This window comes from Streptomyces sp. BK208 (assembly GCF_004364245.1).
Classification (GTDB): domain Bacteria; phylum Actinomycetota; class Actinomycetes; order Streptomycetales; family Streptomycetaceae; genus Streptomyces.
The window spans coordinates 103,989-116,198 of the sequence record NZ_SOAV01000017.1; the positions used below are offsets into that span (position 1 = coordinate 103,989).

The following is a 12,210-nucleotide window of genomic DNA, read 5'->3' on the forward strand; positions in this document are numbered from 1 at the left end:
ACCCCGGCGGCGTCACTACCCCGGGGCCCCGCGGCGGTCCGGCCCGGTCCCCGCTCCGCTCACCCCTGGGCGAGCCCCGCCCGCACCGCCGCCAGGTCCGCGTCCGAGGCCAGCCCCGCGTGGTACAGCCGCAGTTCCGTCGCGCCCAGCTCCCGGGCGCGGGCGGCGTCCGCGGCGAGGGTGTGCGGGGCGCCGCCCATGCCGGAGACCACGGTGAGGTTGGCGGCGAGGACGGTTCCGTCACCGGCCCGTTCGGCGAACGGTGTCAGCAGGCCCGCGCCGCCCGTGCAGGGCACCACCACGCCGTCCGCGACGGACAGGATGTGCGCGGGGTCGACGCCGGCGTTGGCGCCGCAGTGGTACGACACCGGGTCGGCGTGCAGCAGGACCTGGAAGCCGTCGGGTGCGGCGGCGCGGACCGCCGAGACCGCCGCCTCCTGCAGCGTGCGGGCGCGGTCGTCGCGCCACGCGCGCGTGGCGTTCGCCGGCGTCTCGCCGATGAGCTTCCCGACGCCCGCCCAGCCCCCGTCCGAGGGCGCCTCCCCCCGCCACACCGGTTCCAGCGCGGTGCGCACGGCGGCGGCGAGCGCGTCGGCGTCGAGGCCGTGGTCGCCGTACCCCGCCCGGCAGTCGGGGCAGAAGCACAGCGACATCAGGTACTGCCCGGCGTCCCCGAGGGGCACCCCGCCGGTCTTGTCGTGGGCGTGCAGGTGGGCGAGCCCGTACCAGCCGAGCGACTCCAGTTCCGTGCCGCGGGCTCCGGGCCGCACCGCCGCCTCGGCGGCCAGGTCGGTGAGGTACGCGCGCGTGGCGGGCTGCGCGATGCAGGGCGCCCAGGGGTAGCGGTCGCCGTAGGCGTTGACGACGGAGGTGTGCGGCTGCTCGGCGCCGAGGCGGGAGTTGTGGGCGAGGACGACCCAGGTGTGCACCTCCAGGCCCGCGTCCGCGAGGGCGGCGGCGGCCTCGCCGTACGCGTCGCCGGGTGCCCAGTCGCCGGACGCGTACGGGCGGGGCGTGCGGCCCTCCCAGCGGGTGGCGTCCGGCGGGTAGAGGACGGCCGCGTGCTCGGCGGTGACGACGCGGTGGCCCGGGTGGCGCGGGGTGAGGGCGCGGGTGGAGTGGTAGGCGGCGGCGAGCGTCACCTGGGCCACGCCGAGGTCCGCGACGCGCGCGGGGGCCTGTGGGTCGCCGTTGACGTCCCAGGGGTAGACGAACGCCGAGGTCCTCACCGGTCCCCCTCCGCACCGGCCGGCGCGTCGAGCAGTGCCCGGCCCCGTTCGATGATCCCGGCGAGCTGCTTCACGTGGTCCTCGGTCGGCTCCTGCAGCGGCGGCCGGACCTCCCCGACGTCCAGGCCGTCCAGCCGTACGCCCGCCTTGACCAGGGCGACGGCGTAGCCGCGGCCCTGGGCGCGCAGTTCGACGAACGGCCGGTAGAAGCCGTCCAGCAGCCGGTGGGCCGTGGTGTCGTCCCCCTCGCGCAGCGCCCGGTGGAAGGCGAGGGCGAGTTCGGGGGCGAAGCAGAACACGGCGGACGAGTAGAGGTCGACGCCGATCGCGCGGTAGGCGAGCTGGGTCTGCTCGGCGGTCGGCAGCCCGTTGAAGTACAGGAACTCCTCGCCGGGCAGCTCCGTGCGCACGGCGCTGACGATCCGCTGCATGAGGTCGAGGTCGCCGAGCCCGTCCTTGAGGCCGACGATGCCGTCCGTGCGGGCCAGGTCGACGACGCTCGCGGGCGTGAACACGGCGTTGTCGCGCTGGTAGACGATCACGGGCAGCGAGGTCGCGGCGGCCACCTCCCGGTAGTGCCGCACCAGTCCCTCCTGCCCGGCGTGCACCAGGTAGGGCGGCATGGCGAGCAGTCCGTCGGCCCCGGCCTCCTCGGCGAGGCGGGCGTAGCGCACGGCGAGGGCGGTGCCGTATCCCGCGCCCGCCAGCACGGGCACCCGGCCCCCGCTCTCCTCCACGGCCGCGTGGACGCAGACCGCGAACTCCTCGGGCGTCAGGGCGTGGAACTCGCCGGTGCCGCAGCAGGCGAACACGGCGGCGGCGCCGGCCTCGATCCCGCGACGCACATGGGCGCGGTAGACGCCGAGGTCGAGACCGCCGTCCGGTCCGTACGCGGTGACGGGGAAGAACAGCGGCCCGCTGGGCACGGTGAGCCGGGCGGCGAGAGGGGCTGAGGTCACGGGCGCTCCCCATTCCGTGTGCGTGGTGGATTCACGAGGTCATCATATTCATGACTGGTGTCCATATTTCTGAACGCGACCACGCTAAGCCGCCCCGCGAACACCGTCAAGCAGGCCGCCTCTTGACGGGTGACCACCCGTTCCTTAGCGTGTCCACGCATATGAACACCGGGCACGCACTCGTACGACTGGCGTCGTGCGACTGCCGCCGCTTCCGCAGACCGACCTAGGAGTCCCGAGGATGCCCGCTCCCCGCACCGTCCTGCTCACCGGCGCCGCCGGCGGTCTCGGCACCCTGATGCGGGACCTGCTCCCCGAATACGGCTACCGGCTGCGCCTGCTGGACCTGCGCCCCGTCGAGGGCGAGCCGGACGCGATCGTCGCCGACCTCGCCGACCGGGACGCCCTGCGCGAGGCGGTCCGGGGCGTCGACGCGATCATCCACCTGGCGGGCATCTCCCTGGAAGCCTCTTTCGACAAGATCCTCGCGGCGAACATCGAGGGCACGTACAACCTGTACGAGGCCGCCCGCGAGGAGGGCGTCGGCCGCGTCGTCTTCGCCTCCTCCAACCACGCCGTCGGCTACACCCCCCGCCCGCAGGGCGACGACCCCCTCATCCCCGTGGACACGCCACGCCGCCCGGACACCTTCTACGGCCTGTCCAAGTGCTTCGGCGAGGACCTCGCCCAGCTCTACTGGGACAAGCACGGCATCGAGACCGTCTCGGTCCGCATCGGCTCCTGCTTCCCCGAGCCGACCAGCGTGCGCATGCTCTCGGTGTGGATGAGCCCCGCGGACGGCGCCCGCCTCTTCCACGCGGCGCTCACCGCGCAGAACGTGGGCCACACCGTCGTCCACGGCTCCTCCGCCAACACCCGCCTGTGGTGGGACCTCGGCTCCGCGCGGGCGCTCGGTTACGAGCCGCGGGACGACTCCGAGCCGTACGCCGAGAAGCTGATCGCCGAGCAGGGCGAGCTCGACCCCGGCAACCCCGCGCACGCGCGCCTCGGCGGCCACTTCGTGACCGACCCGCCGATCTGGCCGTACTGACCGGAAGACGACCGAGCAGAGGCGGACGGGCACCGAACGGGCCCGTCCGCTTCCGTATGCGGGCATCCGCCCTGCCCGATCTCACCCCTCCCGGCGCTGCGCCCCAGGTCCGAGACGGGCACCCGGCACCGCAAACGGGCACACCCGGGCAGTTTCGGGTCCGCAACAGACCTGGTCAGTGCCGCGCGGTCGCTGTAGAACTTCCCCCAAGGGCCGAGCGGGCCCGAACGGGCAACCACACGGCGACGAGGCGGTGAGGCAGGTGTTCGGCATGGGCACGAGGACGACGGAAGAGCGCCGGCACGAGATCGTGCGGGTCGCCCGCGCCACCGGTTCGGTCGACGTCACCGCGCTCGCGGCCGAACTGGGCGTCGCCAAGGAGACCGTACGACGGGACCTGCGCGCCCTGGAGGACCACGGCCTGGTCCGCCGCACCCACGGCGGCGCCTACCCGGTGGAGAGCGCCGGTTTCGAGACGACGCTCGCCTTCCGGGCCACCAGCCACGTGCCCGAGAAGCGCCGGATCGCCTCCGCCGCCGCCGAACTGCTCGGCGACGCGGAGACGGTCTTCGTCGACGAGGGCTTCACCCCGCAGCTCATCGCCGAGGCCCTCCCCCGCGACCGGCCGCTGACCGTGGTCACCGCGTCCCTGCCGGTCGCCGGTGCGCTGGCCGAGGCCGGCGACACCTCGGTCCTGCTGCTCGGCGGCCGGGTCCGCTCGGGCACCCTGGCCACCGTCGACCACTGGACGACGAAGATGCTGGCCGGCTTCGTCGTCGACCTGGCCTACATCGGGGCCAACGGCATCTCCCGCGAACACGGCCTCACCACTCCCGACCCCGCGGTCAGCGAGGTCAAGGCGCAGGCCGTGCGGGCCGCCCGCCGCACGGTGTTCGTCGGCGCGCACACCAAGTTCGGGGCGGTGAGCTTCTGCCGGTTCGCGGAGATCGGCGCCCTGGAGGCCATCGTCACCAGCACGCTGCTGCCCTCGGCCGAGGCCCACCGCTACTCACTGCTGGGACCTCAGGTCATCCGCGTCTGAGCACCGGCCACCTCTCTCCCCGCACGGCACACCCCTACCGTCCACTGCCCCTTATCTCCTCATACCTCCCCATACGTTCAGGAGCGATCCATGCGAACCCAGAGCCGACGGAGGCCGCGAGCCACACTCGCCTTGGCCGCCGCAGGGACGCTGCTCGCCCCGCTGCTCACCGGCTGCTGGGTCGGGGCGGGCGGCGCCGGATCCGGCGGCAACGCCATCAACGTCCTGATGGTCAACAACCCGCAGATGGTCGAGCTGCAGAAGCTCACCGCGGACCACTTCACCAAGGACACCGGCATCGAGGTGAACTTCACCGTCCTGCCGGAGAACGACGTCCGCGACAAGATCAGCCAGGACTTCGCCAACCAGGCCGGCCAGTACGACGTGGCGACCCTCTCCAACTACGAGATACCGATCTACGCCCGCAACGACTGGCTGCACGAGATGAACTCCTACGTCGCGAAGGACCCGGCCTACGACGAGGAGGACGTCCTCGGCCCGATGCGCGAGTCCCTCACCGGCGACGACGGCAAGCTCTACGGCCAGCCCTTCTACGGCGAGTCGTCCTTCCTGATGTACCGCAAGGACCTGTTCGCCGAGGCGGGTCTGGAGATGCCCGAGCACCCCACCTGGTCCCAGGTGGCGGAGTTCGCCGGGAAGCTCGACGGGGCCGAGCCCGGCATGAAGGGCATCTGCCTGCGCGGGCTGCCCGGCTGGGGCGAGCTGATGGCACCCCTGACGACGGTGGTGAACACCTTCGGCGGCACCTGGTTCGACCAGGACTGGAAGGCCCGCCTCGACTCCCCCGAGTGGCAGCGGGCGACGAAGTTCTACGTCGACCTGGTCCGCGAGCACGGCGAGTCGGGCGCCGCCCAGTCCGGCTTCGCCGAGTGCCTGAACAACATGACGCAGGGCAAGGTCGCCATGTGGTACGACGCCACGTCCGCGGCCGGCTCCCTGGACGCGGCCAAGTCCCCGGTCAAGGGCAAGGTCGGCTACGCCCCGGCCCCGGTGGAGAAGACCGACTCCTCCGGCTGGCTCTACACCTGGGCCTGGGGCATCCAGAAGGCCTCCCGCAACTCCGACAAGGCGTGGAAGTTCGTCTCCTGGGCGTCCGGCAAGGAGTACGAGCAGCTGGTCGGCGACGAGTTCGGCTGGTCCAACGTCCCGGCCGGCAAGCGCGCCTCGACGTACGAGAACCCGGCCTACGCCGAGGAGGCCGCCGCCTTCCAGGAGATGACCAGGAAGGCCATCGAGGGTGCCAGGCCCAAGGACCCCGGCGTGCAGCCGCGGCCCGCGCCCGGCATCCAGTTCGTCGGCATCCCCGAGTTCACCGACCTCGGGACCAAGGTCTCCCAGGAGATCAGCGCGGCCATCGCCGGACGCCAGTCCGTCGAGGAGGCCCTGAAGAAGTCCCAGCAGCTCGCCGAGCAGATCTCCGAGGAGTACGAGGGACGATGACCGCCACGACCACGGCCCCCTCGGCCGCCCCCGACCACACGCGCCCCGCCGTCCGCCCGCCGTCCGGCCGGCTGCGCGCCTGGGCCACCCGCGCCCCTCTGCTCCCCGCCCTGATCTTCATGATCGCGGTCACCCAGCTGCCCTTCGTGGCCACCCTGGTGATCTCCTTCTTCGACTGGAACGCGCTCTACCCGGACGCCCGCCACTTCACCGGCTTCGCCAACTACGGCGACGTCCTGAGCGACCCGGCGCTGCGCAAGTCGGTGTGGACGACCATCCTGCTGACCGTGGCGGTGGTCCTGGTCAGCCTGGTCCTCGGCCTGGCCCTCGCCCTGCTCCTCGACCGGAGGTTCAAGGGCCGCGGCGTGGTCCGCACCCTGCTGATCGCCCCGTTCCTGGTCGTCCCGGTGGCGGCGGCGCTGCTCTGGAAGCACGTCCTGTACAACCCCGAATACGGGCTGCTCAACGGCCTGTTGCACTACGTCGGCGGACCACAGCCGGACTGGGTCTCCAACACCCCGCTGCTGGCGGTCGAGGCCTCACTGGTGTGGCAGTGGACGCCGTTCATGATGCTCATCCTGCTGGCCGGCCTCCAGAGCCGGGACCAGCAGCAGATCGAGGCCGCCCGGGTGGACGGCGCGGGCGACTGGCAGATCTTCGTCCACCTCACCCTGCCCCACCTGCGCCGCTACCTCGAACTCGGCGCACTGCTCGGTTCGATCTACATCGTCCAGAACTTCGACGCCGTCTTCACCATCACCTCGGGCGGCCTGGGCACGGCCAACCTGCCCTACACCGTCTACCAGACCTTCTACCAGGCCCACGAGAACGGCCTGGCCTCGGCCGCGGGCGTCCTGGTCGTCATCGGCTCGATCGTCATCGCCACCTTCGCGCTGCGCGTGGTGTCGTCCCTGTTCCGCGAGGAGGCCGGCCGCGCATGACCGCCACCGCCGTACGACCCGTCGTCACCGACGCCAAGTCCGCACCCACCCGCCGCAGGACCGGTGCCGGTCTCGGCCTGGTGGCCTGGCTGGTCGGCATCGTCTTCTTCCTGCCCATCGCCTGGATGGCGCTGACCTCCTTCCACTCGGAGTCGGACGCCGCCACCAACCCGCCCTCCTTCGCCGCGTCGCTGACGCTGGACGGCTACCGGGAGTTCTTCGGCGCGGGCGGCGGGGCCAGCCCCTGGCCCGCACTGGTCAACTCCGCGGTGGCGTCGCTCGCCTCGACCCTCTTCGTCCTGGTCCTGGCCCTGCCCGCCGCCTACGCCCTGTCCATCCGCCCGGTGAAGAAGTGGACGGACGTCCTGTTCTTCTTCCTGTCCACCAAGATGCTGCCGGTGGTGGCGGGCCTGCTGCCGATCTACCTGTTCGCCAAGAACACCGGCATGCTGGACAACATCTGGCTGCTGGTCATCCTCTACACCTCGATGAACCTGCCGATCGCGGTCTGGATGATGCAGTCCTTCCTGGCCGAGGTCCCCGTCGCCATCATCGAGGCGGCCCGGGTGGACGGCGCGAAGCTGCCCACGATCCTGGCCCGGGTCGTGGCCCCCATCGCCCTCCCGGGCATCGCGGCGACCTCTCTCATCTGCTTCATCTTCAGCTGGAACGAACTGCTCTTCGCCCGGGTGCTGACGGGCGTGGTCGCCGAGACCGCCCCCGTCTTCCTGACCGGCTTCATCACCAGCCAGGGCCTCTTCCTGGCCAAGGTGTGCGCCGCGTCGCTCGTCATCTCCCTGCCGGTGCTCGCCGCGGGGTTCGCCGCCCAGGACAAACTGGTCCAGGGCCTGTCGTTGGGAGCCGTGAAATGAAGGCCGCCGTCATCGAGTCCGTGGGCCGCGCCGTCGTCACCGACGTCCCCGACCCGACCCCGGGCCCGCGCGAGGTCGTCGTCGAGGTCGCCGCCTGCGGACTGTGCGGCACCGACCTGCACATCCTCCAGGGCGAGTTCGCCCCCAAGCTCCCGATCGTGCCGGGCCACGAGTTCGCCGGCGCGGTGGTCGGCGTCGGCGCCCAGGTCACGGAGGTGGCCGTCGGCGACCGGGTCGCGGTCGACCCCTCGCTGTACTGCTACGAGTGCCGCTACTGCCGCACCGGTCACAACAACCTCTGCGAACGCTGGGCGGCCATCGGCGTCACGACGGCGGGCGGCGCCGCGCAGTACGCGGTGGCGCCGGTCGCGAACTGCGTGAAGCTCCCCGAGCACGTGCGCACCCAGGACGCGGCCCTGATCGAGCCGCTCTCCTGCGCGGTCCGCGGCTACGACGTCCTCAAGTCCCGCCTCGGCGCCCACGTCCTGATCTACGGCTCCGGCACGATGGGCCTGATGATGCTGGAGCTGGCCAAGCGGACCGGCGCGGCCAGCGTCGACATGGTCGACCTCAACCCCGCCAGGCTGGAGACCGCCCGGGGCCTCGGCGTCTCGGCGTCGGCCGCGACCCCGGACGAACTGGACCGCCCCGGGGGCTGGGACCTCGTCATCGACGCCACGGGCAACGCGGCGGCGATCCAGGACGGCCTGGACCGGGTCGCCAAGGCCGGCACGTTCCTCCAGTTCGGCGTCGCCGACTACGCGACGCGCGTGCAGATCGACCCGTACCGCATCTACAACCAGGAGATCACCATCACCGGCTCGATGGCGGTCCTGCACAGCTACGAGCGCGCGGCGGAGCTCTTCGCCAACGGGGTCCTGGACCCGGACGTCTTCATCAGCGACCGCGTCGAGCTCGACCGCTATCCGCAGGCCCTGGAGCAGTTCGCGGCGGGCGTGGGCCGCAAGATCGTCGTCGTGCCGTGACCGCACGGCCCGTCCGGTGCCTGAGGACGAGTGCCTGAGGACGAGGCCGTCCAGGCCGACAACGGGGGTCCGGGAGGCGGCAGCCACTAAGGGCGGGGCCCCAAGGGCGGGAAGGGAAGGGGCGGCGGGGGCGAAAACCCGAGCCCGCCGCCTCCACCGCCCGTACGATCCCCCGCATGCCAGAACCCCACGGTTTCGCCTACACCGCCTCAGCATCCGGCACCGTCCACATCACCACCACAACCACCCCGCCACCACCCTCAACGGCTCCCGAGCCGCCCGCTTCCTCCAAGAGGTCGAGGCGGGCGACCCGCAGCAGGTCATGGCCCGCTGGACCGGCAACTACAAGCGCGGCAACGAACGCACGGCCCGCAACCACCCCCGAAACCGCCGCTGACCAGGCGGGACACGGCCCCGACCCGATTGGCCCCCGGGTAAGGGAACGGTAAAACGCCCCCGCTCGTTCACCCGGCATGACAGCTATGACCCCCGGCTCGAACATCCCCCTCTCCGCCGCCCGCGTCACGGTGGACGTCGCCGCGCCCGTGCGGCTCGACGTATCGGGCCTGCTGCTCACCGCCGACGGCAAGGTGCGCTCCGACGACGACTTCATCTTCTACAACCAGCCCGCCGGCCAGGGCGTGACCTACCGCTCCGGCGGCGGCACCGCCCCGGACGCGATCACGGTCGACACGGCCGCCGTCCCGCCGGGCATCGAGAAGATCGTCGTCACCGCCAGCCCGGACGCGGCCGGGCAGACCTTCCAGGGCATCGAACCCACCGCCACCATCCGCAACGCGGACGACGGCTCCGTCCTCGCCACCTTCACGCCCCCGCAGCTCGGCTCCGAGACCGCCCTGGTGATCGTGGAGGTCTACCTGCGAGGCGGCGCCTGGAAGGCCCGCGCGGTCGGCCAGGGGTACGCCAACGGCCTGGCCGGCATCGCCACGGACTTCGGCGTCACGGTGGAGGAGCCCGCGCCGGTCGCTCCCCCGGCCCAGCCGGCGACCCCGCAGCGGTCCCAGGCGGCCACGCCCCCGCCCCCGCCCGCGCCCGCCGCCGCGCCCACGATGCCCGCCGCGCCGCCGGCCCCACCCGCCGCGCCGCCGGCCCCCGCCCCGGGCACCGGCAAGATCAACCTCGACAAGGGCCGGGTCAGCCTCCAGAAGAACCAGACGGTGTCCCTGGTCAAGGGCGGCCGGCCGGTGCTCTCCCAGGTCAAGATGGGCCTCGGCTGGGAGCCGGCGTACCGCGGCAAGGACATCGACCTGGACGCGTCGGTCATCGCCTACGGTCCGCAGCGCAACCACATCGACAGCTGCTACTTCGGCAAGCTCTCCATCGTCAACGGCGCGATCAAGCACTCCGGCGACAACCTGACCGGTGAGGGCGGCGGTGACGACGAGGTGATCGTCGTGGACCTGGGCCGGCTCCCGCAGGAGGTCAGCGGCCTGGTCTTCACGGTGAACTCCTTCTCGGGCCAGAAGTTCACCGAGGTCGCCAAGGCCTACTGCCGCCTCCTGGACGCCGCCACCGGCGAGGAGCTGGTCCGCTTCGACCTCACCAGCGCCGAGCCGCAGACCGGCGTGATGATGGCGAAGCTGATCCGCCAGTACTCCGGCGAGTGGGAGATGACCGCGATGGGCGACTTCGTCAAGTCCCGCACGGTCCGCGGCATGGTGAAGCCGGCCGCGCAGGCGCTGTAGCGAACCGCGCCGCGAGCCGAGGGGCCGCCCGTCCTGCGGGCGGCCCCTACGGCCGTGCCAGACCCTCCATCAGCAGCGACAGATACCGCCGTACGGCTGTCCCGTCCACCTCGCCGGCCGTCTCCGCCGCCGTCACCACCCCGTGCAGCAGCCGCAGCACCTCGACCGGCTCGACGTCCGGCCGCAGCTCCCCCGCCTCCTGCGCGGCTCCCACGAGCCGGACCGCCGCGCCCCGCACGCAGTCCCCGCACGCGGGTCCGCCGCCGGTGACGGCCGTACCGAGCAGCGCCCTGAGCCCGCGCACGTGGAGCATTCCGACGGCCAGTTCGTCGAGCCACGCCACGAGCGCCGCGCCCGGCGGCCGCGCGGCCGCGATCACGTCGGCGCGGGCCGCGATCGCCTCCAGGCGCTCCAGGTAGGCGGCCTCCAGCAGCGCCTGCCGCGTCGGGAAGTGCCGGTAGAGGGTGCCGACCCCCACCCCGGCCCGCCGGGCGATGTCGTCCAGGGAAGCGCCCTCACCGTGCTCGGCGAACGCCTCCGCCGCGACCGCCAGCAACCGCTCACGATTCCGCCGCGCATCCGCCCGCATGGGCCTGACCTGCGCCATCCCCGTCTCCTGCCCAGCGGTAACCTTCCGGCCAGCCTATCCGAGGCAGACACTGCCGCCTTGCCACCCGTCAAGCGCTGCAGTCGAGAATGGAACGCCTCGACGCACCTGTCACCAATCCGTTCACGATGAACAAGGAAGCGGCCCCCATGTCAAGGCTGAAGACGCGCTTTCTGCCGGCCGGCTCGACAGTTTTGACTCTGTCCAGGGCGACACTCTCGTCGTATCCATGCATGTCGCTTCGCGCGGCCTCGACATGACTCACCGCATGCGCGACGTCTTCGAGCCTGGTCGCCTTGTACCCGATGCGAAGGTGCAGCAGGTTCGCGAGACGCACCACCGCAGTGGCGCGAGAGACGTCAACAATGTGGATCGGGCGCCGTCCCATAACGCGGTAGCCGTTGATCCAGTGTGCTGACTCGGAGCCCCTCTCGATCACCCGGTGCGTACTGGTGACGCCCAGGCGAAGGAGGGCGTCCGCGACTTGCCTCGCCAGTACGGGCGAGACGGTGGCGTACTCGACAGAGCCGTGAACGGTGCCCCTGGGATTGCGCCTTTCGCGCACATGGCCGTCGGTGTCGATCAGCCCAGAGAGGCACCCGATCCAGAAGTCTCGACTGAACAGCTCGTCAGGAAGATGCTTCTCCGCGCAGCTCTGTCCCCAGACACCAAAACGCCGGAGGCATTGGGTCAAAGGATTGCGCCGCCCCGAGAGGTACGGAAACCTCAGACGCACAATGCGCCCCGAGGGGATCTCACGCACCCCGCACCCGTACTTCGCCGCCAGCGTACGCATGAACGACACCGCACCATCCGCGGGGTCGCCGTGGAATTCGGGTGTGCAGGACGTCATTCCACCATCACCGAGCATGGCGCCCACGAAGTAGCCCTCGTCCGAGCTTCCCTGTTCTCCGAAACGGCCGGCCGTCAATGCGAGCGGGATCCGGTCGCCTGGAACAAGGGTGTCTGACCGCTTCCACTCCCACGCCTGGCGGCCCTTTCGGCGTTGTGTCACCCACTCCTGACCAGGAGCCACCTGCACGACACGCCCGGATACGAACCGGATGTCGAGCGCTTCTTCCACCTCCCCCGACGTGATGGAGACGGGCTGAGCAGAAACCACTTCACCGACGGAGTGGTCGCGAGGTCCCTGATGGGGGCCGTAGCGTACTGGCCTCGTGTCCCAAGCCTTGTTGTACGACAACACGGGAAGGCAGCACTCGACTACCTGCTCCACAGTTCTCACAGAACCGTCTGGCAACCAGACCGGCGCTCCTTCGACAACCCCTTGTTGCCATACCCGCCCCATCGCCTCTCCCCTTGCCGATCGCCCGGCATACACGACACCAGAACGCT

General features: G+C 71.5%; 11 protein-coding genes and 1 pseudogene. 8 read left to right on the forward strand and 4 right to left on the reverse strand.

Going from position 1 to position 12,210, the window contains the following annotated elements:
• Positions 1–59: 59 nt before the first annotated feature.
• Entirely contained in the window at positions 60–1,229 is a 1,170-nt protein-coding gene (locus EV562_RS32605; protein ID WP_133890472.1) for a hypothetical protein, read from the reverse strand.
• Positions 1,226–2,188, reverse strand: a complete 963-nt coding sequence (locus EV562_RS32610) for a 5-dehydro-4-deoxyglucarate dehydratase (RefSeq protein ID WP_133890473.1) — start codon at positions 2,186–2,188, stop codon at positions 1,226–1,228. Before EV562_RS32610 ends, EV562_RS32605 begins: the two co-directional genes overlap by 4 nt.
• 241 nt (positions 2,189–2,429) lie before the next feature.
• Here EV562_RS32610 and EV562_RS32615 point away from each other — a divergent pair, with 241 nt between their 5' ends.
• From EV562_RS32615 to EV562_RS32650, 8 genes and pseudogenes are all read left to right on the forward strand, one after another.
• Positions 2,430–3,239, forward strand: a complete 810-nt coding sequence (locus tag EV562_RS32615) for an NAD(P)-dependent oxidoreductase (protein WP_133890474.1) — start codon at positions 2,430–2,432, stop codon at positions 3,237–3,239.
• 271 nt (positions 3,240–3,510) lie between these two features.
• Complete coding sequence (locus tag EV562_RS32620) at positions 3,511–4,281, forward strand: DeoR/GlpR family DNA-binding transcription regulator (RefSeq protein WP_133890475.1); 771 nt, start codon at positions 3,511–3,513, stop codon at positions 4,279–4,281.
• A 90-nt stretch (positions 4,282–4,371) separates the two neighbouring features.
• The gene (locus EV562_RS32625; protein WP_133890476.1) at positions 4,372–5,742 is read left to right on the forward strand and encodes a sugar ABC transporter substrate-binding protein; all 1,371 of its coding nucleotides are present in this window, start codon (positions 4,372–4,374) and stop codon (positions 5,740–5,742) included.
• Positions 5,739–6,683, forward strand: a complete 945-nt coding sequence (locus tag EV562_RS32630; RefSeq protein WP_133890477.1) for a sugar ABC transporter permease — start codon at positions 5,739–5,741, stop codon at positions 6,681–6,683. Before EV562_RS32625 ends, EV562_RS32630 begins: the two co-directional genes overlap by 4 nt.
• Positions 6,680–7,555: a carbohydrate ABC transporter permease gene (locus tag EV562_RS32635; protein WP_133890478.1), complete on the forward strand. Its 876-nt coding sequence runs from the start codon at positions 6,680–6,682 to the stop codon at positions 7,553–7,555. Before EV562_RS32630 ends, EV562_RS32635 begins: the two co-directional genes overlap by 4 nt.
• A complete protein-coding gene (locus EV562_RS32640; RefSeq protein WP_133890479.1) occupies positions 7,552–8,541 on the forward strand; it encodes a zinc-dependent alcohol dehydrogenase family protein in 990 nt (329 codons plus the stop codon). The genes EV562_RS32635 and EV562_RS32640 overlap by 4 nt, the downstream gene beginning before the upstream one ends.
• Positions 8,542–8,717: 176 nt before the next feature.
• A pseudogene (locus EV562_RS35795) lies at positions 8,718–8,938 on the forward strand (hypothetical protein).
• Between the two features lie 85 nt (positions 8,939–9,023).
• Positions 9,024–10,247 (forward strand): TerD family protein, encoded by a 1,224-nt coding sequence (locus tag EV562_RS32650; protein ID WP_133890516.1) that lies wholly within the window; start codon positions 9,024–9,026, stop codon positions 10,245–10,247.
• A gap of 46 nt (positions 10,248–10,293) precedes the next feature.
• Here EV562_RS32650 and EV562_RS32655 read toward each other — a convergent pair whose 3' ends face one another.
• The gene (locus EV562_RS32655; RefSeq protein ID WP_133890480.1) at positions 10,294–10,854 is read right to left on the reverse strand and encodes a TetR/AcrR family transcriptional regulator; all 561 of its coding nucleotides are present in this window, start codon (positions 10,852–10,854) and stop codon (positions 10,294–10,296) included.
• 70 nt (positions 10,855–10,924) lie between these two features.
• Positions 10,925–11,977, reverse strand: a complete 1,053-nt coding sequence (locus EV562_RS32660; RefSeq protein ID WP_166662112.1) for an LAGLIDADG family homing endonuclease — start codon at positions 11,975–11,977, stop codon at positions 10,925–10,927.
• Between the last annotated feature and the right edge of the window lie 233 nt (positions 11,978–12,210).